This is a genomic window from Microbacterium sp. lyk4-40-TSB-66, from assembly GCF_030209475.1.
Classification (GTDB): domain Bacteria; phylum Actinomycetota; class Actinomycetes; order Actinomycetales; family Microbacteriaceae; genus Microbacterium.
In genome coordinates this window covers 297,133-317,157 of the sequence record NZ_JARVRW010000004.1, presented here as the reverse complement: position 1 = coordinate 317,157, position 20,025 = coordinate 297,133, and the positions used below count along the sequence as shown (strand labels likewise).

Below are 20,025 nucleotides of genomic sequence, written 5' to 3'. Positions count from 1 at the left end.
CGGGCGTTGCCTGCGTCACCGTCGCCCGTCGTGCGAGACCCCTGACCCCACGGAGGAGATACGGGGAGCGGAGGACACCCGACCACATGGGCGTCCTCCCGTGCCGGAAAGTCCTCCCGTCCCGGGACATCCTCCCGTCCCGGGCAGCCCTCTCGCCCCGAGCAGCCCTGCCGCCCAGCGAACCCTCGCATACCCGCTACCGAGGTCGTCGCGACGCAGAGGGCCCGCCGTCACGAGCCCGTGGCATCCGCCGCGCGAACGATCCGCCGACGCGACGGGCCCGCGTCAGGCGTCGACCGGGACCGCGGACACGGTCCGGTCGATGGTGAACTGACCGACCACGCGCGTGCCGTCGTACAGCACCGCCGTCTGCCCGGGAGCCACGCCGTCGAAGGGCGTGTCGGGGCGGACGGTCAGAAGGCCGTCGACCAGCGACGCGAACGCGGGGACCGGGTCGGCGTGCGCACGGATCTGCACGTCGCAGGCGAACGAGTCGGTCGACGGCTCGCGTCCCGCCCAGGTGAACCGCTCCCCCGCGATCTCGGAGCAGGCGAGCGCCTCCTTCGGGCCCACGACGACGGTGTTGTTCACCGGCCGCACCTCCAGCACGAAGCGGGGCTTCCCATCGGCCGCCGGAACACCCAGCTGCAGTCCCCGGCGCTGTCCGACGGTGAAGGCGTGAGCACCCTCGTGCGATCCGATCACGGCGCCGGTGCGGTCGAGGATCTCGCCGCGCTCGGCCCCCACCTTGTCGGCGAGCCACCCGCGCGTGTCGCCGTCGGGGATGAAGCAGATGTCGTGGCTGTCGGGCTTCTGCGCCACCGAGAGTCCGCGCGCCTCCGCCTCCGCGCGCACGAGCGCCTTCGACGGGGTGGACCCCAGGGGGAAGTAGGTGTGCGCGAGCTGCTCGGCGGTGAGCACGCCCAGCACGTACGACTGGTCCTTGGCGTTGTCGGATGCGCGGTGCAGTTCGCGGCCCTCGGGCGTGTCGACGAGGGTCGCGTAATGGCCGGTGCACACGGCGTCGAAGCCGAGTTCGATCGCACGCTCCAGGAGGGCGGCGAACTTGATCTTCTCGTTGCAGCGCATGCAGGGGTTCGGGGTTCGGCCGGCGCGGTACTCGGCGACGAAGTCGTCGATCACGTCGTCGCGGAAACGCTCCGAGAAGTCCCACACGTAGAACGGCATCCCGAGCTTGTCGGCGGCGCGGCGCGCGTCCATCGCGTCCTCGATCGTGCAGCAGCCGCGGCTACCCGCGCGAAGGGTGCCTCCGGCACGCGAGAGGGCGAGATGCACGCCGACCACGTCGTGCCCCGCCTCGACGGCACGGGCGGCCGCCACCGCGGAGTCGACCCCACCGCTCATCGCCGCCAGAACTCGCATGCACCCAGTCTACGAAGGTGCCGCTGTACGGGCGCCGGATGCCACGGCCCGGGCGTACGCCTCGGGCAGGCGGGCGAGCACGGCGTCGATGTCGGAGGGGGTGGAGGTGTATCCGAGGGTGAATCGCAGCACAGACCGCGCCGCCCTGTCGTCGAGGCCGAGTGCCAGGACGACGTGCGACGGCTCGGCGACGCCCGCTTGGCACGCCGACCCGGTCGACACCGCGATGCCCGCCATGTCGAGGAGGAACAGCAGCGTCTCGCCCGCGGCATCCGGAAACAGCACGTGCGCATTGCCGGGGAGGCGATCGTCGGGGTCGCCCAGCAGACGCGCCCGCGGGATCGACGAGCGGATGCCGTCGATCAACCGCTCGCGGAGGGCGACGAGCCGTGCGCCCTCGCTCAGACGCTCGGTCTCGGCGGCCCGGGCCGCGGCGGCGAACGCGGCCGCCCCCGCGACGTCCTGGGTCCCGGCGCGAAGACCGCGTTGCTGACCGCCGCCGTGCACGAGGGGCGTGAGCCGCGCGTGCCGCGACACGACCGCCGCACCCACCCCGACGGGGCCGCCGACCTTGTGCGCCGAGACCGACATGGCCGCGAGCCCCCCGGGAGCGGTGCCTCCCCCGCGCCAGGCGGCGAAGTCGACCGCGACCTGTCCGAGCGCCGACACGGCGTCGAGGTGCAGGGGCACTCCGACCCCGGATGCCGCCCGGGCCAGGCCCGCGGCATCCTGCAGCGTCCCCACCTCGTTGTTGGCCACCAGCGCGGTCGCGAGGCCGGCCCCGGGCAGAGCGGTGTGAAAAGCCCCCGCGTCGATCCGGCCGAGGGCGTCGAGCGGCACGGCCCGCACCGCCGAGCCTTCAGCGGTGGCGAGCCAGCCGACGACGTCGAGCGTGGCGTGGTGTTCGCCGTCGGGCAGCACGACGGCATCCGTCCCCTCGGGCCGCGACCACCACAGTCCCTTCAGCGCGAGATTCGCGGCCTCCGTGCCGCCGGAAGTGAAGACGATCTCGATGGGCTGACAGCCGAGCACCTCGGCGAGCTGGTCACGGGCGTCTTCGAGCAGCCGACGCGCCGCTTGGCCGGCTCCGTGGATGGACGACGGATTGCCGAGCACCTCATGGGCGTCCAGCCAGGCGTCTCGGGCTTCTGCGCGCAAAGGCGTCGTCGCGGCGTGATCGAGGTAGACCTGCACCCTACGTCCCCCTCACGCTGTCCGCTGCCTTCACTACCCTAAGACGCATGGTCCGAACCGAGCCCGCCCTGGCGACCCGTCCCGCTCTGCTGAACCCCGCGTTCGACGACCTCGGTGTGCGCCTCGGCCCCGACGGCGGCACGCTGCGCGTCTGGTCGGCGTCGGCCGACGCGATGCAACTGCTGATCTTCGACGACGTCGACCTCGACTGGGCCACCGAGACGATCGCCCTCTCCCCCGTCGGCGGCGGGGTCTTCGAAGCCACCACGCCCCTGCTGCGCCCCGGAGCGCGCTACGCCATCCGGGTCGGCGGTCCGCACGGCGCGGGGCACACCTTCAACCCGCAGTCGCTGCTCATCGAGCCCTATTCTCGAGGACTCGTGTCCGGCAGCTTCGGCGACTGGCGGTCGGTGGTGGTCGACGGTTCCTTCGACTGGGGCACCTCGATCAAGCCGCGCGTGCCGCTGGATCGCACGGTGATCTACGAGGGACACGTGAAGGGCCTGACCAAGCGGCATCCCTTCATCCCTCCGGCGCTGCACGGCACGTACGCGGGCCTCGCCCACCCCGCGATGATCGAGCACCTCCTCTCGCTCGGCGTCACCAGCGTCGAGCTGCTGCCGGTGCACGCCTTCGCGACCGAACCGCGGCTGCTCCAGCTCGGACTCACCAACTACTGGGGCTACAACTCCCTCAATTTCTTCACCCCGCACGCGCCCTATGCCACCGCGGCGAACCGCGCCGACGGACCCGAGGCGGTCCTGCGCGAGTTCAAGGGGATGGTCAAGCTGCTGCACGAGGCGGGGCTCGAGGTCATCCTCGACGTCGTCTACAACCACACCGCCGAAGAGGGACTCGGCGGACCCCGCACGAGTCTGCGCGGCATCGACAACCGTTCCTATTACCGACAGACGGCCGAGGGCGCTTACATCGACGAGACCGGGTGCGGCAACGCGGTGAACACGTCGACGGATGCCGCCGCCCGTCTCGTGCTCGACTCGGTGCGCTACTGGGCCGATGAGGTGCAGATCGACGGTTTCCGCTTCGATCTCGCGGTGACCCTCGGTCGCGACGACCGGCACTCCTTCACGCCCGACCACCCGCTGCTCACGGCCCTCCGCGAAGAGGCCGCCGTATCGGGCACGAAACTGATCGCCGAGCCGTGGGACGTCGGGATGGGCGGCTGGCAGACCGGCAACTTCGGCGACGGCTGGCTCGAATGGAACGACCGCTACCGCGACCGTGTCCGCAACTTCTGGTTGAGCGACATCGACTACGCCCGTCGTGCCGACACCGCTCCCGTGGGCATCGGTGGGTTCGCCACGCGCCTCGCCGGCTCCTCCAACACCTTCAGCGAGGAGCGCGGGCCGCTCGCGAGCGTGAACTTCGTCACCGCGCACGACGGCTTCACCCTGCGCGACCTCGTGTCGTACGACGTCAAGCACAACCTCGGTAACGGCGAGCAGAACCGTGACGGCGCCGACACGAACCGCTCCTTCAACCACGGGGCCGAGGGGCCGACCGACGACGAACGCGTACTCGCCACCCGGCGCACGGCGATGCGCAATCTGATGGGCACGCTGCTGCTGTCGGCGGGCGTGCCGATGATCACCGCCGGCGACGAGATGGGGAGGACGCAGCGCGGAAACAACAACGCCTACTGCCACGACTCGGCCCTGACCTGGCTGTCGTGGGAGACCGCCCCGTGGCAGCGCGACCTGTTCGCCCACACGCAGCGGCTGCTCCAGTTGCGACGGGAGAATCCGGCGCTCCGCCCCCAGCGCTTCGCGCGCCTCGGGGAGAACATCCCTTCGGCATCGGTGATGGAGTGGTTCGACGAGCACGGCGAGACGATGTCGAGCGACCGGTGGAACGACCCCGCCCACCGGACGCTGCAGTACCTCGCGACCTCGACGCCCGAGCTCGAGGCCCCCAACCGTGTGCTGCTGGTCATCCACGGCACGGAGCACCCCACCGACATCGTGCTCCCCGACCTCGAGGACGCGGTGTTCGTCGAGCTGTGGTCCAGCGCCGACGAGGCACCTTCCGACGCCCGCACGACGTTCGCGCCGGGCGACGTCGTCCCCCTCGTGGGCGCGTCGATGCGGTTGTTCCGCGTCGACTGATCAGGCCCCGCTGTCAAGGCCGCACGAAACGATGCGGCAACGTCGGCGGCCCGCGGTAGGTTCGGACCGTGGCCACCACGACGACACTCTCGCCCGAGCTGCCCTGGCGCAGCGCCGCCTCGATCCCCGTGCGTCCGGTCAAACCGACGCCCACGTCGCGCCGCGTGGTCACACCGCGCATTCCGATGGCGCTTCCGCACCCGAGCGTGCCGGGCGGTGCCTTCCGTCCGTCGGCCTACGTCGGCGAGGCCGTGCCGTTCACCGTCACCGCCTTCCGCGAGGGGCACGATCGCATCGGTGTGAACCTGCGGTTGTTCTCGCCCTCGGGCGACGAGTCGTTGCACCGCCTCAGCCCGCTGAACGACGGCTTCGACCGGTGGTCCACCGTGGTCGCACCCCTCGAGCAGGGCGTATGGCGCTTCCGCTTCGAGTCCTTCGCCGACGACTTCGCCACGTGGGAGCACGCCGCCGACCTCAAGATCGCGGCGGGCGTCGACAGTGCGCTCATGCGCGAGATGGGCGCGCAACTCTTCGACCGCGCGCGCGGCGAGAAGAAACGCCCCGGCGCCGACAAAGACGCCCTGTACGAAGCCGCGCGTTCACTGCGCGACCCCGACGTGCATGACGACGTCGCCCTGTCGATCGTGCGCGATCCCGCGATCGCCGCGCTGTTCGCCGCGCGGCCGATGATGGGGCTGGTCTCGGTCGGTCGGGATGCCGAGCTGCTCGTCGAGCGCGAACGCGCCGGCGTCGGCGCCTGGTACGAGTTCTTCCCGCGCTCCGAGGGGGCCACGCGCAACGACGACGGATCCGTCGTCAGCGGCACGTTCCGTACCGCGGTCGACCGTCTCCCCGGCGTCGCCGGCATGGGTTTCGACGTGCTCTACCTCCCGCCGATCCACCCGATCGGCGAGACCAACCGCAAAGGCCCCAACAACACCCTCGTCACCCAGCCGGGCGACCCGGGTTCGCCGTGGGCGATCGGCGGTGCCGCGGGGGGTCATGACACGGTGCACCCCGACCTCGGCACCCTCGACGACTTCCGGGCCTTCGTGGCGGCGGCGCGGGAGAACGGCCTCGAGGTTGCCCTCGACCTCGCGCTCCAGGCCTCGCCCGATCACCCGTGGGTCGCGGAGCACCCCGAGTGGTTCACGACGCTCCCCGACGGCTCGATCGCGTTCGCCGAGAACCCGCCGAAGAAGTATCAGGACATCTACCCGGTCAACTTCGACAACGACCCCGACGGCATCCGGGCCGAAGTGCTGCGCATCGTGCGCCACTGGATCGCCCAGGGTGTGACGATCTTCCGCGTCGACAACCCGCACACCAAGCCCCTGCAGTTCTGGGAGTGGCTCATCGCCACGGTCAGCGCGGAAGAGCCCGACGCGGTCTTCCTCGCCGAAGCCTTCACCCGCCCCGCCCCCATGCAGGGCCTGGCCATGGCCGGCTTCCAGCAGAGCTACACGTACTTCACCTGGCGCAACACGAAAGAGGAACTCGAGGAGTTCCTCGGCGCGCTCGCGCACGAGACCGACGACTTCCTGCGCCCGAACCTCTTCGTGAACACCCCCGACATCCTCACCGAGTACCTGCAGTACGGGGGCCGGCCCGCGTACAAGATCCGCGCCGCCATCGCCGCGACCGCGGCGCCGACCTACGGCGCCTACGCCGGGTACGAACTCATCGAGAACGTGGCGCGCCCGGGTTCCGAAGAGAACATCGACAACGAGAAGTACGAGTACAAGTTCCGCGACTGGGAGGGAGCCGAGGCCTCCGGTCACTCGATCGCCCCGTACCTGCGTATGCTCAACGCCGCGCGACGGGCGCACCCGGCGCTGCGCCAGCTGCGAAACCTCGAGGTGCACTGGAGCGACGACGACGCGACGCTCGTGTACTCCAAGCACCTGCCCGCCGAGCTTTCGCCGACCGGCGCCTCCGACACGATCATCGTCGTGGCCAACGTCGACCCGCATTCCGCCCGTGAGACGACCGTCCACCTCGACACGACCGTCTTCGGCATCGAGCCGGGTTCGTCCTACGACGTCGAAGACCTCGTGACCGGTCAGGTGTGGACGTGGGCCGACCACAACTTCGTGCGTCTCGACGCCTTCCACGAGCCCGTGCACATCCTGCACGTCAAGGAGAACCGATGACCCTGCTCCCCAGCGAGATCCTGGATGCCGTCGCCCACGGCGCCCACCACGACCCCCACAGCGTGCTGGGCGTCCACGAGACCGGCGATGGCTGGGTGATCCGTTCCCGGCGTCCCCTCGCCCGCGAGGTGGTCGTCGAACTCGCCGACGGTCGCAGCGTGCCGCTCGAGCATCTGCGCGGCGGCATCTGGGAGGCGCAGACCGAGAACCACCCTGGCGCGTACACCGTGCGTGCGAGCTACGAGGGCACGGAGCACGTCACCGACGACGGCTACCGGCATGCGCCCTCCATCGGCGAGCTCGACCTCCACCTCGTCTCCGAGGGCCGCCATGAAGAGCTGTGGCGCGTGCTCGGAGCGCACGTGCGCGAACTCGACGGCTCGCACGGCGTGGCCTTCACGGTCTGGGCACCCGACGCGCGTGCTCTCCGCGTCATCGGCGACTTCAACGGGTGGGACGGCTCGGGCAGTGCGATGCGCTCGATGGGCGGCAGCGGCGTGTGGGAGCTGTTCATCCCGGGGATCGGCGCCGGCACGCGGTACAAGTTCGAGATCCTCACCCGCGGTGGTCAGTGGATCGAGAAGGCCGATCCCATGGCGCGCCTCGCGGAGGTGCCGCCGGCGACCGCGTCGGTCGTCACCGAATCCGACTACACCTGGTCGGACGACGCGTGGATCGCGCACCGCTCCTCCACCGCGCCGATCGATCGTCCGATGTCGATCTACGAGCTGCACCTCGGCTCGTGGAAGCAGGGCCTGTCGTACCGCGACGCGGCCGACCAGATCATCGACTACGTGGGCTCCCAGGGCTTCACCCACGTCGAATTCCTCCCCCTGTCCGAACACCCGTTCGGCGGGTCGTGGGGGTATCAGGTTTCCGGCTATTACGCCCCCACCAGCCGCTTCGGCGACCCCGACGACCTGCGCTACCTCATCGACCGCCTGCACCAGGCCGACATCGGCGTGATCATGGACTGGGTGCCCGGGCACTTCCCCAAAGACGACTTCGCCCTCGCCCGCTTCGACGGCGAGGCGCTCTACGAGCACCCCGACCCTCGTCGCGGCGAGCACAAGGACTGGGGCACGCTGATCTTCGATTACGGTCGCAACGAGGTGCGCAACTTCCTCGTCGCGAACGCGCTGTACTGGTTCGAAGAGTTCCACGTCGACGGACTCCGCGTGGATGCCGTGGCATCCATGCTCTACCTCGATTACTCCCGCAACGACGGGGAGTGGGCGCCCAACCAGTTCGGGGGCCGCGAGAACCTCGAGGCCATCCGCTTCCTGCAGGAGGTGAACGCGACCTCCTACAAGCGCTACCCGGGCATCGCGCTCATCGCCGAGGAGTCCACCAGCTTCCCCGGGGTGACCGCTCCGACGTCGGCCGCGGGCCTGGGCTTCGGCTTCAAGTGGAACATGGGCTGGATGAACGACTCGCTGCAGTACATCGGGCGCGATCCCATGTACCGCTCGCACCACGAAGGGGAGCTGTCGTTCTCGTTCGTCTACGCCTTCAGCGAGAACTTCATCCTGCCGATCAGCCACGACGAGGTCGTGCACGGCAAGGGCAGCCTGTTCGGGCGGATGCCGGGAGACCACTGGCAGAAGCTGGCCAACATGCGGGCGTTCCTGGCGTACATGTGGGGCCACCCCGGCAAGCAGCTGTTGTTCATGGGCCAGGAATTCGGCCAGATGTCGGAGTGGTCCGAGTCGCGCAGCCTCGACTGGTGGATGCTCGACCAGCCCGCGCACCGGCAACTTCACGACTTCGTCGCCGAGCTCAACCGCGTGTACAAGGATCAGGCGGCCCTGTGGTCGCGCGATCACGACGGCGCCGCGTTCTCGCGCCTCGGCGCCCCGGCGTGGAACCCGAACGTGCTCGCCTTCGCGCGCCGCGACCACCACGGCAACACCGTCGCCGTGATCTGCAACTTCTCGGGCGTCCCCCTCGGTGACTTCCCGCTGGACCTGCCCGAGGCGGGCACCTGGACCGAGGTGCTCAACAGCGACGCCGGAGCCTTCGGCGGGTCCGGTCAGGGCAACCTCGGGGCGGTGACGACCGACGCGCGCGGCAACGCGACGCTGACGCTCCCGCCGCTGGGCGTGCTCTGGCTGCACCACCGCGCCGACGCCTGACACACGAACGACGAAGGCCCCGTCTGCGGACGGGGCCTTCGTGCGCGGCCGGGGTGCACGGATCACACCCTCGCCTCGGGCTCAGAAGAGCAGGGATGCCAAACGGGTACGCGCGCGGATGACGCGGGCGTCGTCGTCGCCGATGAGGCCGAACAGCTCGAGCAGTCGCTCGCGCACGGGGGCGCGCTCGTCGGTGGGAAGCGCTGCGAAGAGTTCGAGCAGACGTCCGAAGGCATCGTCGACGTGTCCGCCGACGACATCGAGGTCCGCGACGAGGAATTGCGCGTCGATGCCGGTGGGCGACGCGGCGGCGGCGGCGCGTGCGGCCTGCAGATCGGCGTCCTGCACGCGAGCGAGCAGACGCACCTGCCCGAGACCGGCGCGGGCGTCGGCATCACGCGGATCCTCGACGAGGGCCTTCTCGTAAGCGGCGACGGCGCGGGCGTAGTCGCCTTCTTCGATCGCGGCGAAGGCTTCGGCGTGCAGCGGAGGGAGGGGCTCGTCACCGGGCGCCTCGGCGGGTTCGGTCCCCTCCACCGGGACGGTACCCGTCACACCGTGCTGAGCGGCGAGCTGCAGCAGCTGGGCGAACACGTCGCGCACCTGCTGCTCCGGCACCGCTCCGGTGAAGAGCGGGACGGGCTGCCCCGCGACGAGCGCGAGCACCATCGGGATGGACTGTGCGCGGAACCCCTGCGCCAGCTGCGGGTTGGCGTCGACGTCGACCTTCGCGAGCACGAGGCGTCCACCGAGTTCGGTGACGACCTTCTCGAGCACGGGGCTCAACTGCTTGCAGGGCTCGCACCACTCGGCCCACAGGTCGATGACGACCGGCACGGTGCGCGAGAGCTCGAGGACGTCGCCGAAGGTGGCATCCGTCACATCGAAGACGAGGGGGGTCGCGCCACCCGCCGGGGCGTCGGGAGACGCGGGCGCGGGGGTCTGGGGGCGGTTGCGCAGCGACGAGAGGTCGACGGCACCGCGCAGGACGGAGCCGGGGGCGGGAGTGCTCACGGGGAAACCTTCGCTTCGAGGAGGCTGGATCGGTAACCGAGCAGGCGGATCTGGTCGTCCGAGCCCTGGCTGGGCACGTAGAAGAACACCTGATCGGAGTAGGTCGTGGTGAAACCGGTCGCGGACTGGTCGACGCCGGTGAGCGCCTTGACGGCGGGGTTGTTGTCGAGCTTGATGACCGCGTCGGCGTTGGTCGGCTTCGCGGTGTCGCTCTCGTACACGTTGACCGCGACGATCGCGCCGGTGTCGAGGGTCGCGAGGGCGATCGGGGTCGCGGGTCCCGCCGACGCCGCGAAGCTGATCTCCGCGGTTCCCGCACCCGTCTGGTTCAACTCGTCGGTGCGTTTGGTCTTGTTGTCCTGGATCGCCGACAGCAGCAGATCGTTGGCGGTGTCGAACGTCGACCAGAACGCACTGTTCTGCCCGTTGTTGATGATGTCGGCGTAGGCCGCAGCCACCTTCTCGGGCGCCAGCACGAGGAAGCTCGAGTCCGGCGGGATCTGCGTCGCCCCCACGTATTCGGCGGCGAGCTCCGGCAGGTTGGTAGACGCCTCCAGGTTGCCGACGTAGGACGCCTTGTACTCGTCCCACGGCGTCTCCTGCGACATCATCATGATGGTCGTCGTCGGCGTCGCGGCATCCGCGGACTCCACGACCGTCATGAGCGTCCGGGGCCAGGTCCCGGTCGTCTGAGGCAGGACGATCTGCACCGGCTCGGCGGGGATCGCGGGCAGGGGGGCCCGGTCGGGGATCGCCGCGCGCAGTGTGTAGTTGGTCTGACGTTCGGCCAATGCGGGGCCGGCGAGACGCTCAGCGGCTCCCGTCGCGTCGAGGGCGGCGTCGGCCTGCGCGACGGTGGAGGACACGCGCGACACGATTCGCTGCGCCTGCGCCTCGGTGACGGCGGGCGGGAACTGCCCCTCCGGGACGATCACGGTCGGTGTGGGGCTCGGCGTCTCCTCAGCGGCGAACTGGGGCCACGCGTCGGCGGAGCACCCCGCGAGGAGGGCGACGGAGACGCCGAGGGCGGGAACCGCGATGAGGGCCCGTCGTCCGCCGAGGGCGCCGCGGCCGCGCGAACCGCGTCGGCCCGGGCTGTCGCTGATGACGCCCTTCGCCTCGGCGTCGCCGACCATCGAGATCGGCTCGGTGACGGGCAGGGGCAGACCCTTCCGGCGCGGACGACGCGAGCGGCGAACGTGCCGGATGCCGAGCAGGTAGAGCACGAGACCGATGAGCAGCACGATGCCGCCGCCGACGATGAGGGGGCCGGCCCACGGGGTCGAGTCGTCGATGGGCCAGCTCACGCTGACGTTGGCGGGAGCGGGGGCGGTGCCGTCGGAGGCGATGAGCACGCTCATCTCGCTCGGCAGCTGCAATGTCGCCGACAGCGTGCCCGTCTGCTCGTACTCGTCGAGCCACAGGTCGGAGTCGACGGGGCTGCGACCGGCCGCGGCGGCGCTCGTCGCCCTCACGGTCGGCTCCACCTCGCTGGTCTGCACGACGCCCTCGCCGTCGACGGTCACGGCGGTGTACGGCACGTCGGCGAGCCACGCCTGCATGTCGGCGGTGCGGCCGTAGGCGGCGAACACCTCGCCGTCACCCTCGACGCGCAGCGTCTGGGCGCCCGGCACACTGGTCAGCAGCGCGCCGTCGACGAGCGTGTAGGCGGACGTTCCCTCGGTCTGAACGGTCGCCGAGGCCTCGGATGGACCCTGGAACACCGTCCTCTGGGCGATTCCGGCACCGATCATGACGGCCGCGATGACGAACGCCACCACAGCCCAGACGAATCTCACGCTTCACACCATCCCCACCGGCGGCTCGGGCGCCACCGAAGAATCGACGTTTCAGACTATCCGAGGGCGGCTGAAAGTTCTCGGCGAGGCCCGTCGCGCGCAATCGGCGCCGCTGGCGTCAGTATCCTGACGTCACGGGCACGAACGCCCGCTGAGGCGGGAGTCTGGCGGCATGAAGATCCACAACCCCTTCCGGGTCGCACTGCTGGCAACACTGGGCGTCGGAGTCGGTCTGCTGCTCATCGGCAGCGTGCAGAACCTCTCGACGATCCTCCTCTACGTCGGAACGGCGCTGTTCCTCTCCCTCGGGCTCGACCCCGTGGTGTCGTTCCTCGAGAGGCGCGGACTCCCCCGTTGGGCGGCCGTGCTCGTGACGATCCTCGGGGTCCTCGGGATCTTCGCGGGGATCATCGTGATGGTCGTGCCCATCATCGTCGGGCAGATCGCTCAGCTCGTCGTGCAGGTGGAGCAGCTGCTGCAGCCCGATCGCTGGAACGAGGTCGTGCAGCAGGTGCAGGACTGGGTGTCGGCGAACCTCCCCTGGCTGCGTCTGGACGACGTGTGGGCGGGCGTGCAGCAGTGGATCTCCACGCTCGACGTGGGTTCCATCTCGACCATGATCGGCAACAGCCTCCTCACCGTCGGCGGAGCGGTGGCGGCGGGCCTGGGCGGCGCGTTCATCGTGCTCATCCTGACCATCTACTTCACGGCATCGACCCCGTCGCTGAAGTCGGCGGTGTACCAGCTCGTGCCGGCGTCCAAGCGTGCGCGTTTCATCGAACTCGCCGAGAAGATCACCGACTCCGTGGGTTACTACGTCATGGGGCAGGTCAGCCTGGGCGTCATCAACGGCGTACTCAGCGCGATCTTCCTTTCGATCATCCAGGCGCCGTTCCCCGCCGTGCTCGCGGTCATCGCCTTCTTCTTCTCGCTCATCCCGCTGGTCGGAACGCTCACCGGATCGACCATCATCGTGCTCAGCTGCCTGATCCCGGGGGTCGGGTCTCCCACCATCGCGATCATCGCCCTGGTGTACTACCTCGTCTACATGCAGATCGAGGCGTACGTGATCTCTCCGCGCATCATGAACCGCGCGGTCTCGGTGCCCGGATCCGTCGTGGTCATCTCGGCGCTCGCGGGCGGCGCGCTGCTGAACCTGTTGGGCGCGCTCATCGCGATCCCCGTGGCCGCCAGCATCCTCATCATCTACCGCGAGGTCATCATCCCGCGGCAGAACGAGCGCTGAACTCAGTCGGCGACGTCGCCGTCCCATTCGACGGGCAGCGGCAGGGCGTCGGGGGCGACCGCGGCGACGATCTCGGTCAGCACGCGGCGCGTCTGCGTCTCGCCCACCCACAGGTGCTTACCGCCTTCGACGGCGATCAGCGTGGCATCCGGAACCGCGGCGAAACGCTCGCGCGCCTCGTCGGGCCGGAGGTAGTCGTCGAACTCCGGCACGAGCACCACCATCCGGCGAGCGTCACCGGCCCAGGCGGCGACCTCGTCGGCGGTGGCGCGGTGAAGGGGCGGCGAGAGCAGGATGACGCCCTCGATGTCGTGATCGCGGCCGTACTTCAACGCCAACTCGGTGCCGAAGGACCAACCCACCAACCACGGACGCGGGAGGCCCCGCTCGCGGACGAAGTCGACCGCGGCGGCCACGTCGAACACCTCGTTCGCTCCGCCGTCGAACGCGCCCTCGCTCGTCCCTCGCGGCGAGGTCGTCCCGCGGGTGTTGAAGCGCAGCACGGCGATGTCGGCGAGGGCGGGGAGGCGGCCGGCGGCCTTGCGCAGGATGTGCGAGTCCATGAACCCACCCGCTGTCGGCAGCGGATGCAGGGTCACCAGCGTGGCGACCGGCTCGCGGTCGGCCGGGAGCGCCAACTCGCCGACGAGGGTGAGGTCGTCGACCGTGTGCAGTTCGATGTCCTCCCGACGGGCGGGAAGCAGGACGGGGCCGCGAATCTCCATCAGGCGATCCTCCAACAGTGCGTGTGCCAATGTCGACGTGCCGCGAGATCGGCGGCGTCGCCGAGCACGCCATCCGCGCGCCAGACGACGAGGTGGGCGGTCCCCGCTGGCACCGTGCGCCCGCAGCCGGGACAGATGTAGTCCTTCTGCGCCTGCGGGGCCGAGATCGGCTGCACGGTCCACTCGGTGCCGCGTTTGACCTCGCTGCGCTTCCACCCCGCGATCAGCCGGTCGAGGGAGTCCTCGCCGCGATCGGGATCAGGGCGCCGTTTACGGGAGCGGGGCATGGATGCCGCTCACCACCAGTGATTGTTGGTCCAGAACGCGTAGGCGCCGGCCCAGCTGCCGTAGCGGCCCGTGGCGTAACCGGTGGCCCAGCGCAGGTTGTCGACCGGGTCGTACCCGTTGCCGGGCACCTTGCTGCACGGAAGGGCCTGGACGAGCCCGCACGCCCCGGACGAGCGGTTGGTGGCGTTGGGGTTCCACCCGCTCTCACGGCTGACGATGTAGTCGACGTAGCCCATGTCGGACTCGGCGATGCCGGCGGCGGCCATCCACTCGGCGGGAGCCCCGCCGCCCGTGTAGAACAACGGCCCGGAACTGCCCGCCGACGACTCTCCGTTGGACTCGCTCGTACGTGTCGGGGTCGGCGTGGGAGTCGGTGTCGGCTTCGGCTTTACGTAGACGTTGTAGCTGGAGCGATCGAGCTGCGGCGCCTGCTTCTCACCGAGGGTGGAGACCGCCTGCGTGTCGTCCAAACCCTCGGCGTAGAGGGTGACCGTCCGCGGCTCGTCGGCCTGAGCGGGCTGGAGCGCCGCCCCCATGGGGCCCACGTACGCCGCAGTGAAGAGCACCGCCGCGCACGCGCCGAACGCGCCCACGACACCGCGACGCCGTGACCACCGGGGGTTCGTTCGACGGGGCATCACCGGAGGGACCACGTCGTGGCCCGTCTCGCCGCGGCGGGCGACACGGGACGAGGAGGTGCGGGAGAGATGCGAACCGGAAGTCACAGTGCCGCTGAGTCTACCGAGGCGCGACGCGACGTGTCATCCGCGCTCATCCGACGGCGAGCATCACGTCGACGACGGCGTCGAGCACGGCGTCGACCTGTGCCTCGCGGTATCCGCCGCGTTGCATCCGGAAGGCCACCGCACGCACTTGGTCGGGGGTGACGGAGTCGCCCGCCGCGAGATAACGCGCCACGCGGTCGGCGACGACGTCGACCTCGTCGACGCGGTAGCCGTAATGCAGGATGCCGACGCGCTCGAAGCGCGACCCTTTGGGACGCCGCAGACGGTCGAGGACGACCTGAGCGGTGTCACGGGTCTCGGCGACCCACGCGCGGGCTCCGAGTCGCGAGAGGGCGTGCTCGCGCTCGCGTGCCGCGAAGGCGTCTTCGACGCGTCCGAGCGCCGCGTCGACGGCGGTGACGGAGTAGCCCCCGCGCACGAGGGGGAACGCGGCCGCGCGGACGTCGGAGGATCGCAAGGTCCCGACGTCGTCGCTTTCGAAGACCTCACGTGCCCGGGAGAGGAAGGTGTCGACGGCGCGCCTCTCGTATCCCTTCGCCCGGCCGGAGCCGGGGAACGGCGTGGCCTCGGACGTGTCGTGGATCTGCGTCTCGCTCATGACACTCCCAACGGTGCGAGGAGGTAGTAGGTCACCAGGGCGGCGGTGGCCGACGGCAGGATCGAATCGAGGCGATCGAGGACCCCGCCGTGGCCGGGCAGCCACGAACTCATGTCCTTGATGCCGAGGTCGCGCTTCACCATCGACTCGCCGAGATCGCCGACCGTCGCCGTGGCCAGCACCACGGCGCCGAACACGAGGCCCGCCCACCACGGGACCTGCAGCATGAACACGGCCAGCAGCGCCCCCGCCACGAGGGCGGCGACGCAGGCGCCGGCGAAGCCTTCCCAGGTCTTCTTCGGGCTGATGCGGGGTGCCATCGGATGCCGCCCGCCCCGCCCGAAGGTGAGGCCCGACACGTAGGCACCGGTGTCGGCGGCGACGGCCAGGATGATGAAGGCCAGGACCCACCACTCGCCTCGGGGCTGGGCGAGGAGCACGACCGCCATGCTCGTGAGGAAGGGGACGTACAGCTGGACGAAGCCCCCGACGAGCACGTCGCCGATCACGTCGATCCGCGCCCGGCCGTCCGACGCGATCATCTGCGCGATCAGACGCCACACGACGACGACGACCACCGCGGCGAGGGTCGCGATCCAATGCACCCAGGGACCCAGGAAGAACCCGCTCAGCAGCAGCAACGACCCCATCACGAGCTGCGGAACGACGTCGACGCGACGCCCCGCGACCTGCAGCGCGCGGGAGAACTCGAGCACCCCGAGGACCATGGCCGCCCCGGCGAAGAACACGAAGGCCCACTTCACGAAGATGAGGGAGGCGACGAGGACCGCGCCGATCGCGACGCCGATCAGGGTCGCGACGATGAGGTCGCGACCGGTGCGCTGCTTGAGTCGCTCGTTCGCTTGACCGAACTCCGCGCGGGCGTGCGCGATGTGCTGCTCGGCATCCGTGCGCATGGCACGCAGCTGCGACTCGATCGCCGTCACGCCCTCTCCCGTGGTCGGCGAGCGGCGCGCAGCCTCTTCCCGACGCGAGCCGGGCGGATCGACCGGCTGATCTTCGCCGGTCTCAGGGGCGTCGGGCATGCGGATCAGACCTCGAGAAGCTCGGCCTCTTTGCGCTTGAGCGCCTCGTCGATCATGTCGACGTGCGTGCGCGTGACGGTGTCGAGCTCCTTCTCGGCGCGCACGAGCTCGTCTTCGCCGACGTCGCTCTTGAGGGCGTCCAGATCGTCTTTGGCCTTCCGTCGGAGGTTGCGCACCTGCACCTTGGCGTCTTCGCCCTTGCCGCGCACGATCTTGACGTACTCCTTGCGGCGGTCCTGGGTGAGCTCGGGCATGGTGACACGCACGATCGTGCCGTCGTTGGTGGGGTTCACGCCGAGGTTCGGCATGTCGCGGATCGCCTGCTCGATGGCCTTCAGCGCCGTCTTGTCGTACGGGTTGATGACCAGCGTGCGGGCCTCGGGGTTGTTCAGCGAGGCGAGCTGCGCGAGGGGTGTCGGCGACCCGTAGTAGTCGACCAGCACCTTCTGGAACATCTGGGGGTTCGCGCGCCCGGTACGGACGGTCGCGAAGTCCTCCTTGGCGGCCTCCACGGCGCGATCCATGCGCGCTCCGGCATCGGCGAGGACATCGGCGATCACGGTGACTCCATTCGTTGGGACTTGACGTCTCAGTCTAGTCGCGCGCGGGCCCGGCTCCCCGGGCCCGCGCGGCGCGTCACGCGGTGACGAGCGTACCCATCGTGTCGCCCAGCAGTGCCCGGGTGACGTTGCCGGCCGGCTCCATGCCGAACACCCGCATGTCCATGCCGTTGTCCATGCAGAGGCTGAACGCCGTGGAGTCGACGACCTTGAGACCCTTCTGGAGGGCGTCGCCGTACGTCACGTGGTCGAGCTTGGTGGCCGAGGGGTCGGTGCGGGGGTCGGCGGTGTAGACGCCGTCGACGCCGTTCTTCGCGACCAGCACCTCGGTGGCGCCGATCTCGAGTGCACGCTGGGCGGCGACGGTGTCGGTGGAGAAGTAGGGCAGGCCCGCGCCGGCGCCGAAGATCACGACGCGACCCTTCTCGAGGTGACGCATCGCGCGACGCGGGATGTAGGGCTCGGCGACCTGGGTCATCGAGATGGCCGACTGCACGCGGGTGGCGGCACCGGCCTGCTCGAGGAAGTCCTGCAGGGCGAGGGCGTTCATGACCGTCCCCAGCATGCCCATGTAGTCGGCGCGTCCGCGGTCCATGCCGCGCTGGCTGAGCTCGGCCCCGCGGAAGAAGTTGCCCCCGCCCACGACGATGGCGATCTCGACGCGGTCGGTCGCCTCGGCGATCTCGCGGGCGATCTGGCTGACGACGTCGGGGTTCACGCCCAACTGGCCTCCGCCGAACGCCTCCCCCGACAGCTTCAGCAGTACTCGGCGGCGCTTGCTGGCCTCATCGATCACGTGTGGTGTCCTCTCGTCTTGAACAAACTATCCCGCGCGCGTTTCCTGCGCGCGTCGGCGGCGGTCGGCGGGAGCCCGGGCAGGGAAAAGGCCCGGGATGCCGTGGCATCCCGGGCCTTGTCATGCGGGCGTTACGCGCCGACCTTGAAGCGGGCGAAGTCGGTCAGGGTGAGACCGGCGTCGGACGCGACCTTGGCGACGGACAGCTTGTTGTCCTTCGCGTAGTCCTGGTCGAGCAGCGAGACCTGCTTGAAGAACGCGTTGACGCGTCCCTCGACGATCTTCGGCAGGGCAGCCTCGGGCTTGCCCTCGTTGCGGGAGATCTCGGTGACGATTTCGCGCTCCTTGTCGACGTCGGCCGCGGGGACGGCGTCGCGGGTGAGGTACGAGGGGTTCGCGAACGAGATGTGCTGCGCGATCGAGCGAGCGGTCTCGGCGTCGTCACCGGTGTAGGCGAGCACCACGCCGACCTGCGGGGGCAGGTCCTTGCTGGTCTTGTGCAGGTACACCTCGAACTTGTCGCCCGAGATGGTGCGCACGCGACGCAGTTCGACCTTCTCACCGATGATGGCGGCCTCGTCGGAGATGAGCTGCTCGACGGTCTTGCCGTCGGCGTCGGCGGCCAGGGCCGCCTCGACCGAGTCGACACCGGCGGCGGCGGCCGCGTCGACGACCTTGTCGGCGAGAGCGATGAAACGCTCGTTCTTGGCGACGAAGTCGGTCTCGCAGGCGAGCTCGAGAAGCGTCACCGAACCGTTGTTCTCGCGAGCGGCGACGAGGCCCTCGCTCGTGGAACGGTCGGCGCGCTTGGCGTTGCCCTTGGCACCCTTGAGGCGCAGGATCTCGACGGCCTTCTCGACGTCGCCGTCAGCCTCTTCGAGCGCCTTCTTGGTGTCGACCATGCCGGTGCCGAGCTGCTCGCGCAGCGCCTTGATGTCGGCGATCGTGAAGTTTGCCATGGTGTGGCGGTCTCCTTGTCGTTTTCGTTCTCGATGTGAGCCCGGCGGGGCCGTGTCGCCACCCTCGAGCGAGGGGGCAGTCACGACCCCGCCGGATCGTAGCCTGTGCGGGTGACGCGCCGTTCACGCGAGGGTGAACCGGGCGTCGCGCGGCTTACTTGCTGTCGGTGGCCTCGGCGGCGTCGGCGTCGGTCGCCTCGGCGTCGGCGACCTCGGTCGCGGTCTCGTCCGACTCGGCGGCGACGGTCTCGTCGTGAGCCTCGGCACCGGCGGCGTCGGCGGGCGACTCCGTTGCGGCCTCGGTGGTCTCGGCGTTCGTCTCGGCCGGCGTCTCGAGCAGCTCGCGCTCCCACTCGGCGAGGGGCTCGGCGGCCTCGTCCTCACCGGCGGGCTGGTGACGCTGGATCAGGCCCTCGGCGGCGGCATCGGCGATGATGCGCGTGAGCAGGCTCACCGAGCGGATCGCGTCGTCGTTACCGGGGATCGGGTACTGGAACTCGTCGGGGTCGGCGTTCGTGTCGAGGATGCCGATCACGGGGATGCCGAGCTTCTTGGCCTCGTCGACCGCGAGGTGCTCGCGCTTGGCGTCGACGACCCAGATCGCCGACGGGGTCTTCTGCAGGTTGCGGATACCACCGAGCGACTTGTGCAGCTTGTCGAGCTCGCGCTTCTTCAGCAGCAGTTCCTTCTTGGTGAAGCCGCTCTCGGCCGGGTTCTCGTAGTCGAGCTCCTCGAGCTCCTTCATGCGGGCGAGGCGCTTGGACACCGTCTGGAAGTTGGTGAGGAGGCCACCGAGCCAGCGCTGGTTGACGTAGGGCTGGCCCACGCGGGTCGCCTGCTCGGCGAGGACTTCCTGCGCCTGCTTCTTGGTGCCGACGAAGAGGATGGTGCCGCCGTGCGCGACGGTCTCCTTGACGAACTCGTACGCCTTGTCGATGTAGCCCAGCGACTGCTGCAGGTCGATGATGTGGATGCCGGAGCGCTCGGTCAGGATGAAGCGCTTCACCTTCGGGTTCCACCGGCGGGTCTGGTGTCCGAAGTGAACGCCGCTGTCGAGCAGCTGGCGGATGGTGACGACGGCCATGGTCGTACTCCTGTTTCTGGGCGCTTTCGCGCCGTGGTTGTGGTTGTTCGCGTCAGCCGATCCGACTGACGAGCCTGGTGCCCGGCGCACACCCGCCACCCGCCGAAGCGGAGGACCATGGGGTGTGGATGCCGCGCGGTGCGTCATTCGCGAGAAGGACGCGGTGCGCAATG

The 20,025-nt window shown here is 69.8% G+C and carries 17 protein-coding genes; 4 read left to right on the top strand and 13 right to left on the bottom strand.

The features are described 5' to 3' along the window. Positions 1-285: 285 nt before the first annotated feature. Together mnmA and QRO03_RS09060 are read right to left on the bottom strand one after the other, a co-directional pair. Positions 286-1,383: a tRNA 2-thiouridine(34) synthase MnmA gene (gene mnmA / locus QRO03_RS09065; RefSeq protein WP_285137182.1), complete on the bottom strand. Its 1,098-nt coding sequence runs from the start codon at positions 1,381-1,383 to the stop codon at positions 286-288. A gap of 9 nt (positions 1,384-1,392) precedes the next feature. Further along, a complete protein-coding gene (locus QRO03_RS09060; RefSeq protein WP_285137181.1) occupies positions 1,393-2,577 on the bottom strand; it encodes a cysteine desulfurase family protein in 1,185 nt (394 codons plus the stop codon). A gap of 47 nt (positions 2,578-2,624) precedes the next feature. Here QRO03_RS09060 and glgX point away from each other — a divergent pair, with 47 nt between their 5' ends. From glgX to glgB, 3 genes are all read left to right on the top strand, one after another. Continuing rightward, the gene (gene glgX, locus QRO03_RS09055) at positions 2,625-4,703 is read left to right on the top strand and encodes a glycogen debranching protein GlgX (RefSeq protein ID WP_285137180.1); all 2,079 of its coding nucleotides are present in this window, start codon (positions 2,625-2,627) and stop codon (positions 4,701-4,703) included. 185 nt (positions 4,704-4,888) lie between these two features. Further along, entirely contained in the window at positions 4,889-6,856 is a 1,968-nt protein-coding gene (locus QRO03_RS09050) for an alpha-1,4-glucan--maltose-1-phosphate maltosyltransferase (protein WP_285137325.1), read from the top strand. Beyond that, positions 6,853-8,991 carry a 1,4-alpha-glucan branching protein GlgB gene (glgB, locus tag QRO03_RS09045; RefSeq protein WP_285137179.1) on the top strand — a complete coding sequence of 713 codons (2,139 nt, stop codon included), beginning with the start codon at positions 6,853-6,855 and terminating at the stop codon, positions 8,989-8,991. Before QRO03_RS09050 ends, glgB begins: the two co-directional genes overlap by 4 nt. Positions 8,992-9,072: 81 nt before the next feature. Here glgB and QRO03_RS09040 read toward each other — a convergent pair whose 3' ends face one another. Further along, a complete protein-coding gene (locus QRO03_RS09040; protein WP_285137178.1) occupies positions 9,073-10,005 on the bottom strand; it encodes a tetratricopeptide repeat protein in 933 nt (310 codons plus the stop codon). Continuing rightward, positions 10,002-11,804, bottom strand: coding sequence for a DUF8094 domain-containing protein (locus tag QRO03_RS09035; RefSeq protein WP_285137177.1), 1,803 nt, complete (start codon positions 11,802-11,804; stop codon positions 10,002-10,004). Before QRO03_RS09035 ends, QRO03_RS09040 begins: the two co-directional genes overlap by 4 nt. A 172-nt stretch (positions 11,805-11,976) precedes the next feature. Between QRO03_RS09035 and QRO03_RS09030 the strand changes: the two genes are divergently transcribed. Continuing rightward, positions 11,977-13,050: an AI-2E family transporter gene (locus QRO03_RS09030; RefSeq protein ID WP_285137176.1), complete on the top strand. Its 1,074-nt coding sequence runs from the start codon at positions 11,977-11,979 to the stop codon at positions 13,048-13,050. Between the two features lie 2 nt (positions 13,051-13,052). Here the strand turns inward: QRO03_RS09030 and QRO03_RS09025 are convergent, their stop codons facing one another. From QRO03_RS09025 to rpsB, 9 genes are all read right to left on the bottom strand, one after another. Next, on the bottom strand, positions 13,053-13,775 hold the full coding sequence (locus QRO03_RS09025) for an alpha/beta hydrolase (RefSeq protein WP_285137175.1): 723 nt from the start codon (positions 13,773-13,775) through the stop codon (positions 13,053-13,055). Further along, entirely contained in the window at positions 13,775-14,062 is a 288-nt protein-coding gene (locus tag QRO03_RS09020; RefSeq protein WP_285137174.1) for an Rv1322 family protein, read from the bottom strand. Before QRO03_RS09020 ends, QRO03_RS09025 begins: the two co-directional genes overlap by 1 nt. A gap of 9 nt (positions 14,063-14,071) precedes the next feature. Then, positions 14,072-14,788 (bottom strand): aggregation-promoting factor C-terminal-like domain-containing protein, encoded by a 717-nt coding sequence (locus QRO03_RS09015; RefSeq protein WP_285137173.1) that lies wholly within the window; start codon positions 14,786-14,788, stop codon positions 14,072-14,074. Positions 14,789-14,834: 46 nt separating this feature from the next. Next, positions 14,835-15,407 (bottom strand): DivIVA domain-containing protein, encoded by a 573-nt coding sequence (locus QRO03_RS09010; protein ID WP_285137172.1) that lies wholly within the window; start codon positions 15,405-15,407, stop codon positions 14,835-14,837. Then, the gene (locus tag QRO03_RS09005) at positions 15,404-16,453 is read right to left on the bottom strand and encodes a phosphatidate cytidylyltransferase (RefSeq protein ID WP_285137171.1); all 1,050 of its coding nucleotides are present in this window, start codon (positions 16,451-16,453) and stop codon (positions 15,404-15,406) included. The genes QRO03_RS09010 and QRO03_RS09005 overlap by 4 nt, the downstream gene beginning before the upstream one ends. Before the next feature lie 5 nt (positions 16,454-16,458). Continuing rightward, on the bottom strand, positions 16,459-17,013 hold the full coding sequence (gene frr, locus QRO03_RS09000; RefSeq protein WP_055954162.1) for a ribosome recycling factor: 555 nt from the start codon (positions 17,011-17,013) through the stop codon (positions 16,459-16,461). A gap of 76 nt (positions 17,014-17,089) precedes the next feature. Next, complete coding sequence (gene pyrH / locus QRO03_RS08995; RefSeq protein WP_285137170.1) at positions 17,090-17,809, bottom strand: UMP kinase; 720 nt, start codon at positions 17,807-17,809, stop codon at positions 17,090-17,092. Positions 17,810-17,940: 131 nt separating this feature from the next. Beyond that, positions 17,941-18,768: a translation elongation factor Ts gene (gene tsf / locus QRO03_RS08990; RefSeq protein ID WP_285137169.1), complete on the bottom strand. Its 828-nt coding sequence runs from the start codon at positions 18,766-18,768 to the stop codon at positions 17,941-17,943. A gap of 154 nt (positions 18,769-18,922) precedes the next feature. Then, complete coding sequence (rpsB, locus tag QRO03_RS08985; protein WP_285137168.1) at positions 18,923-19,852, bottom strand: 30S ribosomal protein S2; 930 nt, start codon at positions 19,850-19,852, stop codon at positions 18,923-18,925. Positions 19,853-20,025: the final 173 nt, after the last annotated feature.